Origin of the sequence: Campylobacter concisus (assembly GCF_003048605.1) — a bacterium.
Lineage (GTDB): Bacteria > Campylobacterota > Campylobacteria > Campylobacterales > Campylobacteraceae > Campylobacter_A > Campylobacter_A concisus_BM.
Window position 1 is genome coordinate 127,619 of the sequence record NZ_PIRX01000007.1, and the last position, 22,977, is coordinate 150,595.

The 22,977-nt window shown below is 40.3% G+C and carries 20 protein-coding genes and 1 tRNA gene; 7 read left to right on the forward strand and 14 right to left on the reverse strand.

Going from position 1 to position 22,977, the window contains the following annotated elements; genetic code table 11:
- Nucleotides 1–122 precede the first annotated feature (122 nt).
- The 4 genes from CVS86_RS07320 (at nucleotide 123) to CVS86_RS07335 (ending at nucleotide 3,561) form a co-directional block, all read left to right on the forward strand.
- Nucleotides 123–830 (forward strand): YebC/PmpR family DNA-binding transcriptional regulator, encoded by a 708-nt coding sequence (locus CVS86_RS07320; RefSeq protein ID WP_021093135.1) that lies wholly within the window; start codon nucleotides 123–125, stop codon nucleotides 828–830.
- 11 nt (nucleotides 831–841) lie between these two features.
- Nucleotides 842–1,336 carry a peptidylprolyl isomerase gene (locus tag CVS86_RS07325; protein ID WP_103558829.1) on the forward strand — a complete coding sequence of 165 codons (495 nt, stop codon included), beginning with the start codon at nucleotides 842–844 and terminating at the stop codon, nucleotides 1,334–1,336.
- Nucleotides 1,337–1,347: 11 nt separating this feature from the next.
- On the forward strand, nucleotides 1,348–2,703 hold the full coding sequence (locus CVS86_RS07330) for a cation:dicarboxylate symporter family transporter (protein ID WP_021084182.1): 1,356 nt from the start codon (nucleotides 1,348–1,350) through the stop codon (nucleotides 2,701–2,703).
- Nucleotides 2,704–2,868: 165 nt separating this feature from the next.
- Complete coding sequence (locus CVS86_RS07335) at nucleotides 2,869–3,561, forward strand: aspartate/glutamate racemase family protein (RefSeq protein WP_107791456.1); 693 nt, start codon at nucleotides 2,869–2,871, stop codon at nucleotides 3,559–3,561.
- A 536-nt stretch (nucleotides 3,562–4,097) separates the two neighbouring features.
- Here CVS86_RS07335 and pckA read toward each other — a convergent pair.
- The 7 genes from pckA to CVS86_RS07370 all read right to left on the reverse strand — a co-directional run bounded on the left by pckA (nucleotide 4,098) and on the right by CVS86_RS07370 (nucleotide 13,625).
- Nucleotides 4,098–5,672, reverse strand: a complete 1,575-nt coding sequence (pckA, locus tag CVS86_RS07340; RefSeq protein WP_199906531.1) for a phosphoenolpyruvate carboxykinase (ATP) — start codon at nucleotides 5,670–5,672, stop codon at nucleotides 4,098–4,100.
- A gap of 106 nt (nucleotides 5,673–5,778) precedes the next feature.
- The gene (locus tag CVS86_RS07345) at nucleotides 5,779–7,581 is read right to left on the reverse strand and encodes a biotin/lipoyl-containing protein (protein ID WP_107791458.1); all 1,803 of its coding nucleotides are present in this window, start codon (nucleotides 7,579–7,581) and stop codon (nucleotides 5,779–5,781) included.
- A gap of 122 nt (nucleotides 7,582–7,703) precedes the next feature.
- Nucleotides 7,704–9,092 carry a TRAP transporter large permease gene (locus CVS86_RS07350; protein WP_107791459.1) on the reverse strand — a complete coding sequence of 463 codons (1,389 nt, stop codon included), beginning with the start codon at nucleotides 9,090–9,092 and terminating at the stop codon, nucleotides 7,704–7,706.
- Nucleotides 9,080–9,601: a TRAP transporter small permease subunit gene (locus CVS86_RS07355; protein WP_107791460.1), complete on the reverse strand. Its 522-nt coding sequence runs from the start codon at nucleotides 9,599–9,601 to the stop codon at nucleotides 9,080–9,082. Before CVS86_RS07355 ends, CVS86_RS07350 begins: the two co-directional genes overlap by 13 nt.
- Entirely contained in the window at nucleotides 9,594–10,946 is a 1,353-nt protein-coding gene (locus CVS86_RS07360) for a sodium-dependent transporter (protein ID WP_107791461.1), read from the reverse strand. The genes CVS86_RS07355 and CVS86_RS07360 overlap by 8 nt, the downstream gene beginning before the upstream one ends.
- Nucleotide 10,947: 1 nt before the next feature.
- Nucleotides 10,948–12,279 (reverse strand): sodium-dependent transporter, encoded by a 1,332-nt coding sequence (locus CVS86_RS07365; RefSeq protein WP_107791462.1) that lies wholly within the window; start codon nucleotides 12,277–12,279, stop codon nucleotides 10,948–10,950.
- Entirely contained in the window at nucleotides 12,279–13,625 is a 1,347-nt protein-coding gene (locus CVS86_RS07370) for a sodium-dependent transporter (RefSeq protein WP_107791463.1), read from the reverse strand. Before CVS86_RS07370 ends, CVS86_RS07365 begins: the two co-directional genes overlap by 1 nt.
- 206 nt (nucleotides 13,626–13,831) lie before the next feature.
- Here CVS86_RS07370 and CVS86_RS07375 point away from each other — a divergent pair, with 206 nt between their 5' ends.
- The 3 genes from CVS86_RS07375 (at nucleotide 13,832) to CVS86_RS07385 (ending at nucleotide 15,191) form a co-directional block, all read left to right on the forward strand.
- The gene (locus CVS86_RS07375) at nucleotides 13,832–14,134 is read left to right on the forward strand and encodes a F0F1 ATP synthase subunit C (RefSeq protein ID WP_004317263.1); all 303 of its coding nucleotides are present in this window, start codon (nucleotides 13,832–13,834) and stop codon (nucleotides 14,132–14,134) included.
- Between the two features lie 48 nt (nucleotides 14,135–14,182).
- A tRNA-Leu gene (locus tag CVS86_RS07380) sits at nucleotides 14,183–14,267 on the forward strand.
- A 60-nt stretch (nucleotides 14,268–14,327) separates the two neighbouring features.
- Nucleotides 14,328–15,191: a VIT1/CCC1 transporter family protein gene (locus CVS86_RS07385; RefSeq protein ID WP_107791464.1), complete on the forward strand. Its 864-nt coding sequence runs from the start codon at nucleotides 14,328–14,330 to the stop codon at nucleotides 15,189–15,191.
- 1 nt (nucleotide 15,192) lies between these two features.
- Here the strand turns inward: CVS86_RS07385 and ribD are convergent, their stop codons facing one another.
- The 7 genes from ribD to CVS86_RS07425 form a co-directional block, all read right to left on the reverse strand.
- Nucleotides 15,193–16,248: a bifunctional diaminohydroxyphosphoribosylaminopyrimidine deaminase/5-amino-6-(5-phosphoribosylamino)uracil reductase RibD gene (gene ribD, locus CVS86_RS07390; protein WP_107791465.1), complete on the reverse strand. Its 1,056-nt coding sequence runs from the start codon at nucleotides 16,246–16,248 to the stop codon at nucleotides 15,193–15,195.
- Between the two features lie 51 nt (nucleotides 16,249–16,299).
- On the reverse strand, nucleotides 16,300–17,949 hold the full coding sequence (locus tag CVS86_RS07395; protein ID WP_107791466.1) for a formate--tetrahydrofolate ligase: 1,650 nt from the start codon (nucleotides 17,947–17,949) through the stop codon (nucleotides 16,300–16,302).
- Nucleotide 17,950: 1 nt separating this feature from the next.
- Entirely contained in the window at nucleotides 17,951–18,367 is a 417-nt protein-coding gene (rimP, locus tag CVS86_RS07400) for a ribosome maturation factor RimP (RefSeq protein ID WP_103636474.1), read from the reverse strand.
- The gene (gene rbfA / locus CVS86_RS07405; RefSeq protein WP_004317240.1) at nucleotides 18,360–18,725 is read right to left on the reverse strand and encodes a 30S ribosome-binding factor RbfA; all 366 of its coding nucleotides are present in this window, start codon (nucleotides 18,723–18,725) and stop codon (nucleotides 18,360–18,362) included. The genes rimP and rbfA overlap by 8 nt, the downstream gene beginning before the upstream one ends.
- Nucleotides 18,722–21,379, reverse strand: a complete 2,658-nt coding sequence (gene infB / locus CVS86_RS07410; RefSeq protein WP_107791467.1) for a translation initiation factor IF-2 — start codon at nucleotides 21,377–21,379, stop codon at nucleotides 18,722–18,724. Before infB ends, rbfA begins: the two co-directional genes overlap by 4 nt.
- A gap of 262 nt (nucleotides 21,380–21,641) precedes the next feature.
- Nucleotides 21,642–22,526: a homoserine kinase gene (gene thrB, locus CVS86_RS07420; protein WP_103598956.1), complete on the reverse strand. Its 885-nt coding sequence runs from the start codon at nucleotides 22,524–22,526 to the stop codon at nucleotides 21,642–21,644.
- Between the two features lie 8 nt (nucleotides 22,527–22,534).
- Nucleotides 22,535–22,897: a glycoprotease gene (locus CVS86_RS07425; protein WP_107791468.1), complete on the reverse strand. Its 363-nt coding sequence runs from the start codon at nucleotides 22,895–22,897 to the stop codon at nucleotides 22,535–22,537.
- Nucleotides 22,898–22,977: the final 80 nt, after the last annotated feature.

Consider the following 22,977-nt stretch of genomic DNA (forward strand, 5'->3'; position numbering starts at 1 on the left):
TTTTACCAAATATTATTTTCAAATTTACAAATTAGGCGCTTTAGCAGGCAAACTAAAAATGTTTTAAAAAAGTATAAAATTTTTTTAGTTATAATCCGTAAAAAATTTATTTAAGGATATTTATGGGACGAGCATTTGAGTACCGAAGAGCGGCAAAAGAAGCTAGATGGGATAAGATGAGCAAGGTATTTCCAAAACTTGCAAAGGCTATAACAGTAGCGGCAAAAGATGGCGGATGTGATCCAGATATGAACCCAAAACTTCGTGCAGCCATCGCAGCAGCAAAAGCTGAAAATATGCCAAAAGATAACATCGATGCGGCTATAAAAAGAGCAAATGGCAAAGATAGCGCTGATATCAAGACTATCTTTTATGACGGCAAAGCAGCTCACGGCGTGCAAATCATCGTTGAGTGCGCTACTGACAACCCAACAAGAACAGTTGCAAATGTAAAAGCGATATTTAGCAAAAATGGCGGAGAAATTTTGCCAAGTGGCAGCCTTAGCTTTATGTTTACAAGAAAGAGCGTTTTTGAGCTTGAAAAACCAAGTGCAGATATCGAAGAGATCGAGCTTGAACTGATTGATTACGGACTAAGCGACATCGAAGAAGATGAAAACGCACTATTTGTTTATGGTGATTACGCAAATTTTGGCACACTTCATGAAGGCATAGAGAAGCTAAATTTAGTAGTTAAAAAAGCTTCACTTCAGTACTTGCCAAATCAAACCGTGAGCCTAGATGAAGAGCAAATGCTTGAGGTTGAGAGGCTTCTTGACAAGCTAGAAGACGACGATGACGTCCAAGCAGTTTATACAAATATCGAGTAAAAAGGAGCAACATGCGTTTTGATGAATTAAAAGTTTATGATATAAATTTAGACGAGCTAAAAAAAGATAAATTTGCAGTTTTAAAGACAGAAAAAGGCGATATCAAACTTGAGCTTTTTGCCGAGGACGCACCGCAAGCTGTTGCAAATTTTGTCCATTTGATAAAAACAGGCTTTTATAATGGCCTAAATTTTCACAGAGTTATACCAAATTTCGTCATCCAAGGCGGCTGCCCAAATGGCACAGGCACAGGTGGTCCTGGCTGGAGGATAAAATGCGAATGCGACAACCAAAAGGTAAAACACGAGCGCGGCAGCCTTAGCATGGCTCATGCAGGCCGTGACACTGGCGGATCGCAGTTTTTCATCTGCCACAGCAAGCAACCTCATCTTGACGGCGTGCATACAGTCTTTGGAAAGTGCGCTGATGACGAGAGCTTAAAGGTGCTTGATGCTATTAGACAAGGCGACAAGATCCTCTCAGCAGAGATCAAGCAGAGCCTATAAAAGGGGAATTTATGGAGAGTGCAAAAACGCAAAAAAGTCTCTTTGTGAGACTATTTACCAATCTCGCCATTTGGGTTGTGATAGGTATAGTTGGCGGTGTTATCGTCGGTATGGTCGCACCTGAGCTTGGCATAGCGAGCAAGCCAGGCATTGATTATTTTATAAAAGCCCTTAAAATTTTAATCGGCCCTATCATCTTTTTAACAATCGTCTCAGGCATCGTCGGACTTGAGAGCTTAAAAGATCTTGGCACCATCGGACTTAAGGCGTTTATCTACTTTGAGATAGTTAGCACGCTTGCTCTTGCTGTTGGTATCATCTTTGGTGAGACGCTTCGCCCAGGGCATGGCATGAACCTCGACTATACTCAGCTTGACGCCTCAAGTGTGGCTAAATTTACATCTCAAGCTGGAAATATGGATGCAAATAGTGGCTTTTTAGCGCACACGCTTCATCTTTTAAGAGGTGCTGTGCCAGTAGATGACATCTTCCCTTACGTGCATATACTTGATCCATTTATAAAATCAAACACACTTCAAGTGCTTTTCATGGCGATAGTCGTTGCCATCGTGCTTTCGCTACTTGCTCATGATAAAAAGCAAGCTTGTCTAAAACCGCTAGAATTTATCCAGCACTACGTCTTAAAGCTTCTTACTTGGCTTATGCTATTTAGCCCAGTGGCTGCCTTTTCAGCGATGGCTTACTTGATCGGTAAATTTGGCATCGGAACGCTTCTTGGCATGATGGAGCTTCTTGTCGTTATGGCGCTTGCAAGCTGCTTTTTCATCTTTGTCGTGCTTGGCGTCATTTGCTACTTTGCCAAAGTCAATGTCTTTAAATTTATGCGCTTTATCTCAAAAGAGGTCTTGGTCGTTTTTGCGACAAGCTCGAGCGAGACAGCTCTTGCACCACTTATGCAAAAGCTAGAAGCAGCTGGTATAAATAGAGGCGCAGTTGGCCTTATCATCCCGACTGGCTACTCATTTAACCTTGACTGCACCAACATCTATCTAAGCTTAAGCGTTATCTTCTTAGCTCAAGCCTTCAACATCCCGCTAAGTTTTGAGCACCTAATAAGCATACTAATCGTGCTAATGATCACAAGTAAAGGCGCGGTTGGCGTTACAGGATCGGGCTTTGTCGTCCTTGCTGGCACACTAAGCGCACTTCCAAGCACTGGCATACCAGTCGTCACCGTGGCTGTGCTACTTGGCGTTGATAAATTTATGTCAGAGATGCGTGCTGTTGGCAACCTTTGCGGTAATGCCGTTGGCTGCATGATCGTATCTATCTGGGATAAAAAGGTCGATATGGAGAAATTTAGATACGCACTAGATCATCCAGACGAATTTCACTTCCACTCATAATAGAATTTTTTAAGGGGCAAATCGCCCCTTTTTATCTTAAAATTTACTTCAAAACTTAAAGTGCTTACTCCCTATTTTTACAATACCAAATGAAAATTTAGAAATTTTATTTTTAAATATAGAAACTAATATTATAATTATTGAAAATTTTAATTTGGAGGAGTTATGAAGACATTAGGCATCATAGGCGGCATGGGACCACTTGCCACGGCTGATTTATACAAGAAGATCATCGATATAACCCCAGCAACTTGCGATCAAGAGCACCTACACATCGTTATCGACTCATACGCTCAGATAGAAGATAGGACAAAATTTATCATGGGCGAGGGAGAAAGTCCGCTTCCAAAGCTAATTCAAAGTGCCAAACTTTTAAAAAATGCAGGATGCGAGGCGATGCTAATGGCTTGTAACACAGCTCACTACTTTGCTCCAAGTATCGAAAAAGAGGCTGGAGTGAAAATTTTGCACATTGCAAAAGTTACAGTAGATGCCTTGCAAAAGAAATATCCACACGCTAAAAATATCGCTGTCATCGCAACAAGTGGCACAAAAAAGGCTGGCGTTTATGATCAAATTTTAAAAGAGCGCGGGCTAAAAAGTGTGGATTTTAGCAAAGAGACGCAAGATGTCATCATGGAATGCATCTACAAAGGCGTCAAAGCTGGCAAGCTAGAAGAGTATGTGCCAGTGTTTTACGAAGTGCTTTCAAACATTGAAGCTGACGTTTATATCGCAGGCTGCACCGAGATACCGATCTTTTTACCGTTTATCAGCAGCGAGTATAAATTTATAGATGCGACATTTGAGCTAGCAAAAGCTGGCGTAGAATTTGGACTAGAAAAGAGAGTATTTTGATTAAATTTAGCCAGATACCTGGCTAAATTTTTGTTTTAACTACAACTTACACTAAATACAACAGCGACTTTTATAGTAGAAATTTGAGATCAAAATTAGCTGGAGTGTTCTGACTAAATTTTAGCTCTAACTGCAAAGATCGTTTGTATTAATTTTTTTGATATTTGATGGGTGATTTTTAGAGCTTAATAAGTGTGGTTTTATAGCGAGAAGCTTTAGAAACTCTAGTGAAATAGATTCTTTTGCTTTAAATTTAGCTGGAGTGTTTTAACTAAATTTTAATTTTAACTGCAAAGACCACTTGTATTAAAATTTCTGATGTCAGGCGATTAAATTTTTCAGGCTTATAAAGAGTAATTTTTTTGGTGAGAAAAATTTAAAAAGTCTCGTTAAATTTGACCGAGCTGTTTCGCAAAATGTTTTAAATTTTATATTAGAAATTTGAAAAAGAGCTATATTTCACAGCTCTAAAATTTTTACTATTTGATAGTTTAAATTTAAAAAGCCTTGTAGGAATTTACCCACAAGGCTATAAATTAAGCTTTTGGACCAGCTTTGGCGTACTCAACGCCCTCTTTTACATCTTCATAGCGTTTGAAATTTTCAACAAACATTTTAGCAAGCTTGTCGCGTGAAATATTGTACTCAGCTGGGTGCGTCCATGTGTTTATAGGATTTAGCAGTTTTGTCTCGACACCATCGAGCTCTTTTGGGATAGCGAAGTTAAATTTATCAAAATTTTCAAATTCGCATTTTGTAATACTACCGTCTAAGATTGCATTTATGCAAGCACGTGTCGCTTTTATGCTCATACGCTTGCCAACGCCGTAAGCACCGCCACTCCAGCCTGTATTTACTAGATAGACATTAACGCCGTGTTTATCGATCTTCTCACCAAGCAGTTTTGCATAGACGGTTGGGTGAAGAGGCATAAATGGCTCGCCAAAGCAAGCACTAAAAGTAGCAACTGGCTCGGTGATACCGCGCTCTGTGCCAGCAACTTTTGCTGTGTAGCCACTTAGGAAATAATACATCGCCTGCTCTTTTGTCAGCTTTGCAACTGGAGGAAGCACGCCAAAAGCGTCAGCACTTAAAAAGATGATATTTTTTGGGTGTCCTGCGCTTGAGCTTGGCTCGTAGTTGTCGATGTGATAGATCGGATAGCTCACGCGTGTGTTTTCAGTCTTTGAGCCATCTTTATAATCAACCACGCCGTTTTCGTCAGCCACGACGTTTTCAAGTAGCGCGTCACGCCTGATCGCTGCGTAAATTTCTGGCTCGCTGCTTGGATCAAGGTTGATACATTTTGCATAGCAGCCACCCTCAAAGTTAAACACGCCATCATCGTCCCAGCCATGCTCGTCATCGCCTATTAGTTTGCGTTTTGGATCGGTTGAAAGTGTCGTTTTGCCAGTGCCAGATAGGCCAAAAAATAGCGCCGTATCGCCCTTTTCGCCTACGTTTGCAGAGCAGTGCATGCTTAGCTTGCCCTCAAGTGGCAACCAGTAGTTCATCATAGAAAAAATGCCTTTTTTCATCTCGCCGCCATACCATGTGCCACCGATCACCGCGACATTTTTCTCGACGTTAAAGACAACAAAAACATCTGAGTGCAGCCCATCAGCCTTGTAGTCCTCATTTTTTGTCTTGCAAGCGTTATATACTACAAAATCAGGCTCAAATTTGGCTAGCTCCGCTTCACTTGGACGGATAAACATATTTTTTACAAAGTGCGCTTGCCACGCTACTTCGGTGACAAAACGGACTGATTTTTGGCTCTTTTTGCTAGCTCCACAAAATGCATCTTGGATAAAAATTTCTTTACCACTTAGCTGCTCTTTTGCTTTTTTAAGAAGCTTGTCAAAAAGCTCTTTTGTGATAGGCTGGTTTATCTTGCCCCAAGCGATGTATTTTTGGCTTGGATCTTGCTTGACAAAGTACTTATCTTTTGGGCTTCTGCCTGTAAAAATTCCAGTATCAACCATAAATGTGCCATTACTTGAGACTCTGCCCTCGTTGTTTGCCTTTTCAAGCTCAAAAAGCTCGTCGTAGCTTAGATTATGATTTATCTTTTTGATCTCTTTTAGACCTAGCTCGTCTAGTTTATTTATCATGTTGTTTCCTTTTAAATTTTCGTTTCTTTATAAATTCTGACCTAAAAGTCATCAAAATGTTAATCAAATTTCGCTTAACACTATCTTTTTAAAAGTGGCAAATTTATTTAAATCTAGCCACCACTTGATTGTTTGCAACGCTTTGACCTTTGCTAACCTCGATAGAGCCTATGATGCCATCTTTTGGGGCTTTAACCTCTATCTCCATCTTCATCGCTTCAAGCACGACTATGGCCTGACCTTTTTTGACATGATCTCCTGCGCTTACTAAAATTTTATGCACAGCGCCTGGTAAGCTTGCGACGATGTCATTTTCTGTTATGCCTGCTGCTGCACTTTTGGCATTTTTTACGCTCTTGCCTTCAACTTCAGTGATTGATTTTACTTGGATGCTGTCGTTAAAGCCTTCGCTTACTTCGACATTGTAGCGGCTACCATTTACGACGACGCTATATCTGCCGCTTTGAGTTTGTCTGCCCTCATTTGCTTTAGCATTTGGATCGATTTTTCTTACATTTACTTTGGCTTCGCCTTTTAAGAACGCGATGCCCTTTTCTTTACAAGCCGCTGCTATAAAGACGTTTTCTTCAGTAACTTTGATCTTATTTTGTTTTAAAATTTCTTTTACATGTGCAAGTGACTTGCTCTCATCTTTATCAGCTATATCAACAGCGTGTTTTGTAGTTGGTTTTAGCCCTAGTTGCTCGCTAGCAAGCTTAATGATCTCTTTATCAGGCGTAACTGGGGTCTTGCCAAAGTAGCCAAGCACCATTTTGCCGTATCCCTCAGCGATCTTTTTCCACTTGCCAAACATCACGTTGTTAAAGGCTTGTTGGAAGTAAAACTGGCTAACAGGGGTCACTGAAGTGCCGTATCCGCCCTTTTGCACCACTTCGCGCATAGCAAGGATGACCTCTGGGAATTTATCTAAGATGTTGTTATCTCTCATCATCTGGGTATTTGCAGTGAGCGCGCCACCAGGCATCGGTGAAAATGGTATGAGTGGGCTTACTTGCACAGCTTCAGGCGGTAAAAAATACTCTTTTAAACAATCATTCAAAACGCTTTCATATTTTAAAATTTTCTCCACGTCAAGTCCGCCAAGATCGTAGTTTTTGCCTTTTACTGCGTGAAGCATGGTTAAGATATCTGGCTGACTTGTACCGCCACTTACTGGGCTTGCTGCTAGATCTATGCCATCAACGCCAGCTTCAAGCGCTGCGAGGTAGCAAGCAACACTTACGCCTGCAGTTTCGTGTGTGTGAAGTCTGATATGAGTTTTTTCTGGGAGTAATTTTCTAGCCATTTTTATGGTTTCATAGACCTTTTGTGGGCTACTTGTGCCGCTTGCATCTTTAAAGCAAACGCTGTGATAAGGGATATTTGCATCTAAAATTTCTCTTAAAATTTTCTCATAAAATTTAACATCATGTGCTCCCACACAGCCACTAGGCAGATCCATCATAGTAACGACGACTTCGTGTTTTAGTCCGTGATGAGCGATCCTTTCGCCTGAATATTTTAAATTTTCAACATCATTTAGTGCGTCAAAATTTCTAATAGTAGTAGTTCCGTGTTTTTTGAAAAGTTTTGCGTGAAGGTCGATCAGCTCGCGGCTACCGGTGTCAAGTGTGACGGTATTTACGCCCCTGCTTAGGGTTTGAAGGTTAGCTTTTGGTCCTACGATGCTTCTAAATTTATCCATCATCGCAAAAGCGTCTTCATTTAGGTAAAAATAAAGGCTTTGAAATCTCGCTCCGCCACCAAATTCAAAATGCTCTATGCCAGCCTCTTTGGCTGCTTCAAGCGCGGGCAAAAAGTCGTTCATAAGCACTCTAGCGCCATAAACTGACTGAAAGCCATCTCTAAAGGTCGTATCCATAACATCGATAAATTTCTTTGCCATATTTCACCTCATTAAATTTATAAATTTACTAAAAAGCGGTCATAAAAAATGGCTAAATTTGATAAAAACTCAAATTAGCCATTTTGCTTGCTTTTGGTATTTTACAACCAAAAACTTTTATATCATTTAAAAAGTGAGAGTAAGAAGTTAAATAATCCGCCGTGGCTCGCATCTAGCACCGGCTTTATCTCCATCAAAAAGACGCAGAAAAAGACTAAAACTGCCACTTGGATGATGATGTAAGGCACCACGCCTTTATAAATAGCAGCTGTTTTTATCTCAGCAGGTGCGACTGATCTTAAGAAAAATAGACTAAATCCAAATGGCGGTGTCAAGAATGAAGTTTGTAAATTCATAGCAACTAAGATCGCTAGATAGACTGGGTTTATGCCTAGCTTTGCGGCGATTGGCACCAAGATAGGAAGCACGATATATGAAATTTCAACAAAATCTATAAAAAAGCCAAGCACAAAGATAACAGCCATACTAAAGATGATAAAGCCCCACTTCTCGCCTGGTAAATTTGTCATGAAATTTTCAACTATCTCATCGCCTCCAGTGTAGCTAAAGACCATAGAAAAGGCAGTCGCACCAACAAGTATAGCAAAGACTAGAGCTGTAGTTTTTACGCTCTCAGCCAAAGCCTCTTTCATCATAGAAAATGAAAATGTCCTATAAAATATTGCTAAGATGATAGCGCCAACGCAGCCAAATGCTGAGCTTTCAGTCGGTGTAGCGATACCTGCAAAAATGGATCCTAGCACACAAATAACTAGTAAAAGTGGCGGGAAGATCGCAATTAGCGCTCTAATGATCTGCTTAAATTTACTAACGCCGCTCTCATCTTTTACGATAGGAGCAACTTCTGGCTTAAGATAAGCAACTATCAAAATATAAACTATATAAACTCCAACTAGCGTGAGTCCTGGCACAATAGCTTGGTGAAAAAGCTCACCAACTGGCACTGAAAAGATATCGCCCAAGATGATAAGCACGATAGAAGGTGGGATGATCTGACCAAGCGTACCAGCAGCGCATATAGTGCCACATCCTAGGGATTGGTCGTATTTATACTTTAGCATTACAGGCAAGCTTATAACGCCCATAGCAACAACGCTAGCACCTACAACGCCAGTTGATGCAGCAAGAAGCGCTCCAACTAAGATAGTGCTTATCGCGATACCGCCTCTGATTTCTCCAAAGAGCATACCCATACTCTCAAGTAGTCTCTCGGCTAGCTTTGACTTTTGAAGCACGACACCCATAAAGACAAAGAGTGGAACTGCTATAAAAATTCTACTCTCCATGATAGAGAAAATCCTATAAGGCATGAAGTTAAACATATCTTTAAATACTTCTATACTACCAAGTAGCCCATCGCCATCGCTAAGGCTCTCTACGACGCTGCCAACCATGCCAAATATCATCGCAACCGCACCAAAGGTAAATGCCACTGGAAAGCCAATGCCAAGCATCAATAGCGCGGCTATAAACATTATTAATCCCGCCATATTTTCTCCTTACTAGCTTTCTTATAGCGATTTAAATTTTTTATAAAAAAGCCGATCGCAAAAAACATAAGCACATAAAATGAAAAAGGGATCATCGCTTTTATGATCCATCTATGGGTAAGACCGCCTGGATCTGCGCTGGCCTCTGCCGAGCTGTAAGCATCTCCTACAAATCCAAATGATAAATTTGAAACCAAAAGCGCAAATGGTATGATAAAAAATACAGTGCCAAGCATATTTACAAGGGCTTTATTTCTTTCTGAAAATTTAGCATAAAAGATATCAACTCTAACATGTGCGTCCTCTTTTAGAGCATAGCTCATGCCAAATAGAAATATCACAGCAAAAAAGTGCCACTCAAGCTCCTGAAATGCAACGTTGCCGTAAGAGAAAAAGTATCTTGCCACAACGTTAAAAAATACGTCTATTATCATCAAAGCCATAATAAACATACAAATGTAGCCGACTATATCACCGGCTTTGTCAAAAAATCTCTCAATCTTATCCATTAAAAACCTTTAATAGTTCATTTACCATGATGATAAGCACACAAACTGGTGCTACATATCTTAGTAAAAAATACCATGTATTAAATACAAAATCACTCATATATGGGCTAAATAGCACGTATAAAGCATCTTTTTTCATAAAATATCCTACAAATATCGCTCCACCGATACCGCTAATTGGTAGCAAGATATTTGAAGCAGTAAAGTCAAGGAAGTCAAAGAAATTTTTACCAAATATCATAAATTTATCGCCAACATTTTCTATATTTGATAAAAGACATAAAAATCCCACTATGAAAATTCCGGCTCCAACTATGCAAAGCGCTTTTTTCCTACTCATGCCATACTCTCTGATCAAGAAAAATACAAATGGCTCAACGATGGAGATGGCTGAAGTGATACCAGCAAAGATAAGTGCAGCAAAAAATGCTACAGCCAAAATTTGACCGATCGCGCCAAGCTTAGCAAATAGCGTTGGTAGCGAGATAAAGACAAGACCTGGTCCTTGAGACGGAGTAGCACCAAATTCAAATATAAAGGTAAAAATAACAAGACCTATCATAATAGCAAGCGCGATATTTATGAAGACGATACTAAGCGTTGAAGTGGCTAAATTTGTATCATCGCTTAGGCTAGCTGAATAAGTAATGATCGCTGCCATACCAAGAGATAGCGTCCAAAATGCAAGTCCAAGAGCAAGCAAGAGTGAGTTAAATGAAATTTTGCTAAAGTCTGGGATCAGCAAAAATTCAGCCGATTTTACAAAGCCATCCATCGTCACAGAGTAAAAAAGCATGATCAAAACCATGATAAATAGGCTTGGCATCATCCAAACATTTAGCTTCTCTATGCCGCTTTTTACGCCTTTTGATAGGATGAAAAAGCAGGCTGCAAATGCTATAACAAAGTAAAGTGTCTGCTCGCCAAGGCCATGTGTGAGTAGCTCGTTAAATATCGCCTTTGAGCTATCTATATCGCTTGGGAGGCCAGTAAATGATAGCGTGAAATACTTAAAGACCCAGCCGATGATCACGATGTAGTATGATGAGATGATAGCTGCTGTGACCATGGCTAAAATTCCAACCAGCTGCCATAAATTTTTATTTTTAGCTGCTAGCTTTCTAAAAGCATTTACACTGTCACTCTCGCTAAGCTTGCCGATACTAAGCTCTGCCATAAAGATAGGCACGCCGACTAGAAAAGTTATCAAAAGATATAGGACAATAAACGCCGAACCGCCGTTTTCACCAACCATGTATGGAAATTTCCATGCATTGCCAAGTCCGACAGCCGATCCAGCTACTGCTAGGACATAGCCTATTTTAGAAAATTGTTCTTTTGCCATATTATGAGATCTCCCTTATTAACACCACCAGAACTAAAAGTGGAGCCACAAATCTAATTAAAAAATACCAAATTTTAAATACAACCTTGCCCATATAAGGCACAAATAGCTCTTTTAAAAGCTCAAATTTCATAAAGTAGCCAACAAAGATAGCAAACAAGATGCCACCAAGTGGGAGCATGATATTTGAGCTGAGATAATCAAGCAGGTCAAAAAAGCTCTTACCAAAAAATGTAAGCGCATCTTTAAATTCGCTTGTGCCACTTAATGCGCATAAAATTCCTAAAACATAAACCACGCAAGCAACGATAAAGATCGATTTGTTTCTACTAAATTTTAGGCTTTTGCTTAAGAAAAATATAAATGGCTCAACCATCGAGATAACCGAGGTGATGCCAGCAAAAAAAAGTGATATAAAAAATGTAAATGCCAAGAAATTTCCAAGCAAGCCAAGCTTTGCAAATAGCGTTGGTAGCGAGATGAAAGCAAGCCCTGCGCCTTTTGATGGCTCTGAGCCAAACTCAAATGTAAATGTAAAGACGATAAGGCCGATGATGACGCTTATTATGATGTTCGCAAAAACGACATAGAGCGAAGAGGTAAATAAATTTGTATCATCGCTTAGACTTGATGAGTAAGTAAGTATGCAGCCGATACCAACGCACATCGTAAAAAAAGCAAGTCCAAGAGCGTTTAAAACGGCTGCTTGATCTATCTTTGAAAAGTCAGGCACTAGTAGAAATTTAGCCGCTTTATCAAAGCCCTCCATGCCAAAAGAGTAGCCAAGCATAAGCAAAAGCAAGATAAAAAGAGCTGGTATGAGATAGACATTTATGCGCTCGATGCCGCTCTTTACGCCTTTTGTAAGGATGAAAAAGTAGGCAAAAAATGCGATACTAAAGTATAAAATTTGCTCACCTATGCCATTTGAAGTGAAATTTACAAAAAGCGTCTCTGAGCTTGCCATATCTTTAGGTAGCTCGCCAAAGCTTAAAATGACGTATTTTAAAACCCAGCCAATGATGAGTGTGTAAAAAGAGGCGATAAATAGCCCAGTCACCATGATAACACCGGCAAATTTCCAAGAATTTGCCCCTTTTGTAGCTAGGCTTTTAAACGCTCCAACCGTATCAAGGCGTGAAATTTTACCCATCGCCATCTCAGCAAAAAATATGCTAAGACCAACAGCAAAGGCAAAAAATAGATATATAAGGATAAATGCCGAACCGCCGTTACTGCCGACCATGTATGGAAATTTCCACGCATTACCAAGGCCGATAGCTGCTCCGATGATCGAAAGGACAAAGCCTATCTTGCTAAATCTATCTCCCATCACTTGCCCGCTATCTGGTAGATCATTATGGCGCAAATGGCGATTGGCACGATATATCTTAGAGCGAAGTACCAAATTTCAAAAAATGCTCTTCCCATAAATTCGCCAAAGAGCAGATATAAACTCTCTTTTTTAAGCTTATAGCCAACAAAAAAGCTAAATACGATAGCGCCTATTGGCATCATGATATTTGATGTGAGAAAGTCAAGCGCGTCAAAAAATGGCTTACCGCAAACGCTAAAAGCACTTGAAGTGTCTGAATAATATGAAAGTATGCAAAAGATACCCAAGATATAGACAAAGGCACCTATGTAAAGAAGCGCCATCTTTCTTGAAATTTCAAATTTTCTAACCAAATAATAGGCAAAAGGCTCGATCATCGAAACTGCGCTCGTGATACCAGCAAACAATAACGATACGAAAAATGCGACCGCCATGACGTTGCCAACTATGCCAAGCTTTGCAAAAAGCGTGACAAGCGAGATAAAGATAAGGCCTGGGCCACTTGCCGTGCTATCAGCCCCATAAGCAAATATAAAGGTAAATACGACAAGTCCCATCATAATGCCTATTAAGATGTTTATAAAGATGATAGAAAGCGTTGATTTTATTAAATTTGTCTTCTCTGGTAAATTTGCAGCATATGTTGGTATGACGCCAACGCCCATAGATAGCGAGAAAAACGCAAGTCCAAGAGCCTGTAAGACAACATCTGGCGTGATCGCACTAAAATTTGGTACAAATAAAAATTTAGCCGCCTTCACAAAGCCATCACCCATGCTAAGCGCGTAAAAAAGCATGCAAACTAGCAAGACAAAAAGGCTTGGCATCATCCATATATTTAGCTTTTCTATACCGCTTTTTACGCCTTTTGAAACGGCAAAAAAGACCATCAAAAAGACTAGGCTAAAGCAAAGCACGGCACTGCTTAGATCATTTGATAAAAGCGTGTTAAACTGCTCGCCTGCAGCTTTTGTATCAGATAAAAGTGGCGAAAAACTAAGATAGATATACTTTAAAATCCAACCAATAACAACCATATAAAATGAAGCTATAAGTATCGCGCCGATCATGAAAAAGCCAGAGAGCGACCAAGCTTTTTTATTTTTTGGAGCAAGTTTGTAAAGTGAGCTTACGATGTCGCTTTCGCCAAGTTTACCGATGCTAAGCTCCGCTAAAAACGCGACAAATGCGATAGCAAATGTAAGAAGCAAATATAAAATTATAAATGCCGAACCGCCGTTATTTCCCACCATCGTAGGAAATTTCCAAGCATTGCCAAGACCCACAGCAGAACCAGCCATAGCAAGGACAAAGCCTATCTTTGAAAATTTCTCGTTTATCATTGAAAACCTAAGATTAAGAATAAATTAAATTCTTTCAAAGATAGCATAAAAAAACTTTCATTTTTCTAAGCCAAGAATTTTTTATAGGCAATTTAAATTTTTAGTGTTTTTATTTGAAACAAAGTTTTGTTTTTGTAATATTACGGCTCATGAAGTTCAAGTAGGGGACAGATCCGAAAGAGCTTTAAAATTTTAAAGGAGCAACGATGAAAAAGATCGTGTTTTTAATTCTTGGTCTTGCTGCATTTGCATTTGGCGCTGACGGCGAGATGATCAGATCATATTCAGTTATCGCTGGCGGTATCGGCCTTGGCCTTGCAGCTCTTGGCGGTGCTATAGGTATGGGTAACACAGCTGCTGCAACTATCAGCGGAACAGCTAGAAACCCAGGTGTAGGCAGCAAACTTATGACTACAATGTTTATCGCTCTTGCGATGATCGAAGCACAAGTTATCTACGCACTTGTTATTACACTTATCGTTCTTTACGCAAACCCAATGCTTGGCTAAGCGTAAAGCTTAAAATTTAGCCCCTTTTTTGGGGCTTTTGTTCTTTTTGCGATCATGGTGGAATTGGTAGACACGCTATCTTGAGGGGGTAGTGCCGCTAGGTGTGCGAGTTCGAGTCTCGCTGATCGCACCATCTTATCTCTCTTTCTAAATCAAAATCTTAAATTTCTAAGCTATAAAAAAGGAAAATTTTATGTTAGACAAAAAACGTGCCTTAAAACAATTACAAAATGAAGCAGACGATGTTGCTATATACTCACTTCTAGAAGCTAGCGAAAAAGACGATGAGAATAAAAAAATACTTCGCAAATTAATCACCGAAGAGAGGCGTCACTATGCTTTTTGTCAAAAGATAACTGGCGAAAGCAGAAGTGCAAATTTATTCAAAGTCATTTTCTATACGATACTTGTTAAAATTTTTGGCACCTCTTTTACTCTGAAATTTATGGAGTCACGCGAAGAAAATGCAGAGAAATTTTATCTTGACATTGTAGATGAGTATCCTGAGGCTCGTGATATTTACGAAGAGGAGATGAACCACGAAAATAGTCTAATCTCCATGTTAAAAGACACAAAGCTCGTAAATGCTGGTGGCATCGTACTTGGCATGAATGATGCGCTAGTTGAGCTAACAGGCACACTTAGCGGCATCGCGCTTGCCTTTTCAAATACAAAATCAGTTGGCGCAACAGGCCTTATCATGGGTGTGGCAGCTGCACTCTCTATGGCTGGCTCAGCATATCTCGAGTCAAAAGAAAATCCAAGCGACGAGATCAAACCGCTTACCTACTCACTCTACACAGGCGGTTCATACATTATAACAACGGCATTTTTGATACTTCCATTTTTTATTTTTTCAAGCAGTCTTTACGCCGTCTTGTCGATGTTTTTCTTTGCTTTAGTTGCCATCATCACTTACAACTTTTATATAAGTGTGGCAAAGGAGCTTAAATTTTTACCAAGAGTGATTGAGATGTGCGTGATAACTTTTGGTGTTGCGATCATATCTTTTGGCATCGGCTTTTTAGTCAAACACTATTTTGGACTTGATGTCTAACCTAAATTTCATACCAAGTGTAACTATCGTCCCCAAAATTCCCACTAAAAAGTGGTTTTAAATTTAGATCAAGCCTTAAATTTTCACCAATTTTGAAATTTGAGCTTTGATAGATAAGTAGCCATTTTACATTTGCTAGCTTGCCCTCTTTTGCAAGTTTTAAAAACTCGCCAGCTCCTTCAAACATGCAAAGTCCTTTTAGATCAAGCTCTTTTTGAATGCTAACTTTGCGATCTGGCACGCTAAAAAGTGGCAATGTTTCATCAAATTTATCGCTTCTTGAGTAGATTATGACATCTGGGTTTTTGCCATTTTTTATAAGTCTGGTATCGAGCCTTGGTCGGTCTGTCCGCACTGTGTTACCACCGATCACCAACGTATCTATGACGCTTCTTAGTTTATGCACATGCGTGCGGCTAAGCTCATTTGTGATGATGCCACCGCTTGCCACGCCATTTTTACTAAGAGCGATTTTTAAAAAGCTAAATCCACCATTTTGATATGCCAAAAATGGCTCAAGCAGCTTATCACAGCGCTCTTTTAAAATGCCAAATTTAACTTTCACTCCAGCACTTTGAAGTAAAATAGCGCCGCCACTTGCTATTTTATTTTCATCGTGGCTACCAATTATCACCTCGCTAAAGCCAAGCTCTTTTAGCAAATTTGCACAAGGTGGCGTTTTGCCATGATGCGAGCAAGGCTCAAGAGTGACATAAGCTTTTGCATTTTTTAATAAATTTGAGTGGTTGTTTAGTATAAATTCATAGATAAATTTTGGCTCTAAGAGGCCAAATCCACCCTCTTTTATCTTAGAGCTAAATTTAGCACTATATGCTTTTATAAAATCATCTTTAAATTTTTCACTTTTTTTGCAAAGCGCAAAGAGTATCGCTGTCGGCTCAGCGTGTAAATATCCAGCCTTTTCATGAGCCTTGCAAGATAAAATTTCTCCATTTTCATCAAGAACAAGGCATCCAACGGCTGGATTTGGATAGGTCAGGATCTGAAATTTCCAAGCCTCGCTTAAAGCAAGATCCATGTAAAATTCGTCGTTCATCCATGCCTCTTTAAAAAACACACCAGCATTTGCCAGTGTGTTTTCATAAATTTACGACAAGCCGTCGATCTTGCCGTCTGCGTCTATCCTCATATTGACCGCAGCTGGCACTTTTGGAAGTCCTGGCATCAGCATGATCTTACCGCAAACCGCGACGATAAAGCCGGCTCCCGTTCTAATGTCAAGGTCTTTTACGCTAAATGTAAAGCCCTTTGCTCTACCCAAAAGCTTCGCATCGTCACTAAATGAGTACTGAGTTTTTGCGATACAAACCGGTAAATGGCTCAAATTTAGCTCTTTTATCATCTCAAGCTTTTTAAGAGCGGCCTCTTCAAAGACCACCTCGCCAGCTCCATAAATTTCCTTAGCGACCTTTTCTATTTTGGTTTTCGTATCGTCACTCATCTCGTAGGTGAAATTTATCTTGTTTGGCTTATCGCACGCTTTTAAAACTAGCTCGGCAAGCTCAAGCGCACCTTTGCCACCTTTTAAGAAATTCTCGCAAACTGCCACTTCTACGCCAAGCTCACGGCAATACTCTTTTACGAAATTTATCTCTTCATCGGTGTCAAAGCCAAATTTATTAAGCGCCACAACCACGTTTTGACCAAATTTACCTTTTAAATTTTCGATGTGTCCGCCAAGGTTTTCGATGCCTTTTTTAAGTGCGTTCATATCTGGTTTTGTGATCTCGTCTTTATTTGCTTCGCCGTTATATTTTAGCGATCTGATCGTGCTTACAAGCACCACAGCGCTTGGTTTGATCTCAGCAACCCTGCACTTTATATCTAAAAATTTCTCCGCGCCAAGCTCCGAGCCAAAGCCAGCTTCAGTGATGACGTAGTCGGCTAAATTTAGAGCTGTCTTTGTTGCGATGACTGAGTTGCAGCCGTGTGCGATGTTTGCAAATGGGCCACCATGCACGAGCGTAGGTGTGTGCTCTAGTGTTTGAAATAAATTTGGTTTGATCGCATCTTTTAATAGTATGCAAACAGCGTCTTGGCAGCCTAGATCACGCACGTAGATAGGCTTTTTATCGCTATCGTAAGCAACCATGATGTTTGCCACGCGCTCTTTTAGATCTGATAAGCTTGTTGCTAGACAAAGCACAGCCATGATCTCGCTTGCGGCGGTGATATTAAAGCCATCTTCTCTTGGCACGCCGTCCGTTTTGCCACCCTGACCCACAGTGATAAATCTAAGCGCGCGGTCGTTCATATCCATACAGCGCTTCCATAAAATTTTCTCTATTTTTAGTGGATTTTCTTGATAGAGGCTGTTATCTATCATGGCAGAAATTAGGTTATTTGCCGATGTTATCGCGTGAAAATCGCCAGTGAAGTGTAAATTTAGATCCTCCATAGGTGCAAGCTGCGAGTAGCCGCCACCTGCTGCTCCACCCTTTATGCCAAAAACTGGTCCCAAAGATGGTTCACGAAGTGCTAGGCAAACCTTTTTATTAAGTGAATTTAGTGCGTCAGCTAGACCGATCGACATGGTCGTTTTGCCCTCGCCGTATGGGGTTGGGTTAGTCGCGGTGACTAAGATGAGCTTTGAGTTTGATGGCTCAAGTCTAGGGGAAATTTTAGCCTTAAATTTGCCGTAAAGCTCAAGCTCGTCTTCGTTTAAGCCTAATTTTGCGGCAACTTTACTGATGTGTTCAAGTTTCGTTTGGTGAGTTATCTCGATGTCGCTTAGCATTTTACCACTCCAAATATGTTTTTGCTTTTTTTATCTCACTGATGTTGATCTCAAAAATTCCCTCTTCGTTTTCTACTGCGACGCTCTCTTCGTCTGCTTTTACAAGCCTTCCTGCAAATTTCTCAGCCTCGGTTTGAACTTTAACTAGCTCGCCAACACTCGCTTTAAAATGCGAAGGCTTACTAAGCTTTCTCTCAAGGCCAGGCGAGCTAACCTCAAGGTTATAATCCCCGCTAACTGGCGGTGTCACGTCAAAGATAGGCGAGAGCAGACGGCTCACTTTTTCGCAGTCATCAAGACTCACTCCGCCATTTTTTGTGATATAAACTCTAAAAATAGCCCTGCCATTTTCATTTGCGATCTCGCTGTCGTAAAGCTCTACGCCGCATTCGCGTACTAGTTTGTCTAAATTATCCATTTTTGTTTAAATCCTTTGAAATTTTATCAAACAACTTATCCATATGGTTTTGATACTCTAATCTATCGTCAAATTTAAAGTGAAAATTTGGACACCTATACCAGCCCTCGGCCGCCATGCAGTGGTTTTGCAAATGCCTACAAACGCGCTTTAGATGCCCCAAAATATACTCTTGCTCGCGCTCATCAAACATCATCTTGTCAAGATAGACAAAGGCGTCGTATCTGCCCTTTTTGCACTCGACGTCAGTGACGCAAAGTCCCTTTAAAATGCTATCTTCAAGAGTGGCTAGAGCCTCTGGTATGAGCTCTTTTAGCACACTCTCTGTTCTCATACGCTTTATTTCGTTAGCGTTCATAGAGTAGCTTTCTCCTTGACTTCTTTGAAGCTTTCGATGTAGTCATTTTCTCTAATGTCGTTGAAATTCTCGATGCCAACGCCACACTCGTAGCCTTTTGCAACCTCTTTGACGTCATCTTTGAAGCGTTTTAATGAGCTAACTAAGCCCTCATAAACGACCACACCCTCTCTAATAAGGCGAATTTTTGCCCCTCTGTTTATCGTGCCTTCAGTGACGATACATCCAGCGATAGTGCCGACTTTTGGTACGTGGATCACTTGGCGAACCTGAGCTTGACCAAGCTGCTCTTCTCTGATGATCGGTGACATTAGTCCGCCCAAAATCGCCTTCACGTCGTCGATTAAGTTATAAATAACATTGTAAGTTTTTATCTCGACGCCGCTCTCTTTTGCCTTCTCTTTTATCTCGCCAGTTGGCCTTATGTTAAAGCCAAGGATGATGCAGTCGTTACTTGCGCTTGCAAGTGCAACGTCGCTTTGCGTGATGCCGCCAACTCCTGAGTGGATCACATTTACTCTGATCTCGTCGTTTGCTAGTTTTTCTAGGCTTGCTTTTAACGCTTCAAGTGAGCCACCAACGTCAGCTTTGATGATGACTGGAAGTGTTTTTAGCTCGCCCTCAGCGATCTTAGCGCTAAGCTCATCGATACTAACCTTTGTGCTCTTACTAAGCTCTTTTTGGCGGATATATTCGGCCTTTTTCTGTGCGTATTCACGAGCCTCTTTATCAGTTTTTACGCCTATTAGGGTCTCGCCAGCCTCTGCTATCTCGCTAAGACCCACTATCACGCCACATTCGCCTGGTTTTATCTCTTTTAATAGCCTACCCTGATCATCAAGCAAGCTTCTTATCTTACCGTATGCAACGCCTGCTACGACTGTATCTCCGACATGAAGCGTGCCGTTTTCAACGATGATGGTAGCTACTGGACCACGGCCTTTTTGAAGTGAGCTCTCGATAACAGTAGCTTTTGCGTTTGCCTTTGGATTTGCCTTTAGCTCCAAAAGATCAGCTTGTAAAAGCACAATCTCAAGTAGATCATCTATGCCCATGCCTGTTTTTGCAGAGATCGGCACAAATTCATACTTGCCACCCCACTCTGTTGGCATGATATCAAGCTCAGCAAGACCGGTTTTTACTAGATCAGGATTTGCTGACTCTTTATCCATTTTGTTTATTGCGATGATTATTGGCACACCAGCGGCTTTTGCGTGACTAACTGCCTCTTTTGTCTGTGGCTTTACGCCGTCATCTGCTGCAACGACGATAATAACTATATCAGTTACACCAGCGCCCCTTGCACGCATAGCTGTAAATGCCTCGTGGCCTGGAGTGTCGATAAATGTGATGTTTCTGCCATTTTTATTTACCATATAAGCGCCCACGTGCTGCGTGATACCGCCGGCCTCACCTGCTGCTACGCGAGACTTTCTTATGTAGTCAAGTAGCGAGGTTTTACCGTGGTCTACGTGACCCATGATGGTTATAACTGGCGCTCTTGGCTGGAGATTTTCATCATCTTTTATCTCCTCTTCATAGGCTGCTACGTAGTCAAATTCTTTTTGATCATCGATGATATTTACCTCTACGTTAAACTCATCAGCCAAAATTTCTATCGCATCTTCATCCAAAAAGTCGTTTTTAGTTGTCATCATGCCAAGCATAAATAGCTTACCTATGACCTCGCTTGGCTGCTTATTTAGTTTCTCAGCAAATTCATAAACACGAATTTCTTTTGGGATATTTATCGAAGTTACAGCTTCGCTATTTTGTTTATTTTCAGGCTTTTTGTGCTTTTTTCTAGCTCTTCTTTGTATGCCACCCTCGCCAAACGAATTTATCGTGTTATTGACGGTTGTCTTCATCGCACTTGGCTGTTTTGTCCTTTGCATCGGAGCTGGAGCTGGGGTTTTAAAGCTAAAATCAGGCAACACCACCACATCCTCATCTTCAAGCACGATGTCACCAAAGTCGCTTCCGCCAAGCAAGTCCATCTTCTCAGCGCTATCTTTTTTGCTTACAACTGTTACTTTTTTCTCTTTTTTCTTTTTTCTAGCCAAATTTTCATCGCTAGCAGAGAACATACTCTTAAAATCGCTAATGTTAGTCACAGCCGCCTCAGCCTTTTTCTCCTCTTTTACAGGAGCTGGCGCCTCGTAATCTTTTTTCTTTTTAACTATCACAAGGCCGCGTCTTTTTTGAGTTACATCAGCCAAGCTCTCTTTTGGTTTTGGTGCTTCTGCTGGCTTTTGCTCAACCTTTACAGGCTCTTCTTTTTTAGGCTCAGCTTTAGGTTTATCCTCTAAAATTTGTACCTCTTTTTTAGGCTCAGTCTTTGCCTTTTCGGGTTTTGGCACAGACTTAGCAACTGCCTTTTTAGGCTCGGCTTTAGGTTTTTCTTCTTTTTTAGCTGGCTCTTTTTCTGCCTCTTTTTTAGACTCTTTTTTTGCCTTTGGCTCGCTCTTTTTCTTTTTAAATTTATCTGGTATTACGCCAGTTTGAACGTATTCATATATTGCTTCAGCCTCTTCAAGGCTCACAGCATTTGAGTGAGTTTTGACCTTTAGGCCTAGTTCTTGAGCTTTTTCGACTATCTCTTTACTTGGGTAGCCAAGCTCATTTGCGATCTCTGAAATCCTAACATTGCTCATTTAAGAGTATCTCCTTTAACTTCGGTGCGTCAAGTCCGAGGGCACCTTTAGTTTGTTTATCAATTATTTTTTTTAAAATTTTGTCGTCTTTTTGCAAACAGCCATCACACAGATAGAAACTGCGACCATTTCCTTTGCCGCACTCCAAATTCTTGCCTACCAAGCGGTATCTTTTTAGCAAGTTTTGAGAAAATTTGACTTTGCAAGCGACGCATGTCCTTACTGGATTATTTTTATTCATTATACCTTTTTAAACTTGTTTCTAGCTTTGCGTGATTTCGTATCCATCGTTATCAAATGAAAAAATTTCCACTCTAAAATCACCAAATTTACTCTTTAAAACATCTTGTAAATTTTTAGCATCATCTTTGTAAGCGATGTTTAAAAAGCTTGAGCCTGAGCCTGAAAGTGTGCTCATTAGCGCGCCGTTTTCATAAGCTACTTTTCGCACTTCAAAAAGCTCTTTTAAAGCGCTCATTCTGCGCTCTTCGTGCATCATATCTTCACTTGCTATCCTCAAAAGATCATACCTTTTTTCATAAAAACAAGATGTCAAAAATGCAGCGTGAGAGAGGTTATTTACACACTCTTTCATGGTGTAGTTTTTTGGCAAAATTTGCCTTGATGATGCCGTGCTCATCGGCTTATTTGGGATGACGACGACTGCTTTTATGTCATCGCTTAAATTTATTTTATTTGCATAAACATTGCCGTTTTTTACGATAGCACTGATAAATCCACCATGAACTGCTGGCGAGATATTATCTGGATGGGTTTCATAGATGATCGCTTTATTTAAAACGACGCTTTTGCTAGCCTTAAATCCAGCCATCTCGTAAGCTGAAGCTATGGCTCCGACGATCACTGCGGAGCTGCTGCCAAGTCCTCTTGAAAATGGGATATTGTTTTCAAAAACGACTCTAAAATTTTCATTTTTCCCAGTTAGCTCTAAAAAAATTTCATTAAAAATGCTTAGAAAAATGTTGTTTCTCTTTAAATTTGTGCTATCACTTCCCTCGCCATTTATCGAAACTGAGCTAAATTTAGATGGTTCGATCTTTACGCTATTAAAAAGCTTTAAACTAAGTCCTAAAGCGTCAAAACCAGGTCCTAAATTTGCACTCGTAGCAGGGATTAAGATATTCAAATTTTCTCCTAAACAGCTTGGATGATATAATTTGGAAGTGTATCTGAATTTAGTTTTAATTCATCTAAATTTAAAGGCAACACAAATCTTACTGGCTCAACTTTTTCAAGTGAAATTTCGCCCTCTTTTAGCACAAAGCTTAAATTTTTATTTGCTCTGATCGCTTGGCTGCCATTTAGACTAAAGCCACTAACTGAGTAAAATTCACAGCCCTTTGCCAAAGAAAAAGTTTTTAAGATGACGTAGGCCACCTTTAGCCCCATGAAGCTACCTGGTGTGTTTGCGTAGATGATCTTTGTGATGTTAAATTTAGAGGATAAATTTTCTAGGATTTTTATCAGAGCTTCGCTGACATGCTCGTCAGTTGCGATCTCATCAAATTTTACGCCATCTTTATAGACTCCAACTAAAAGCGGAGTCGATAAAGAGACTACTAAAATTTCAATATTTT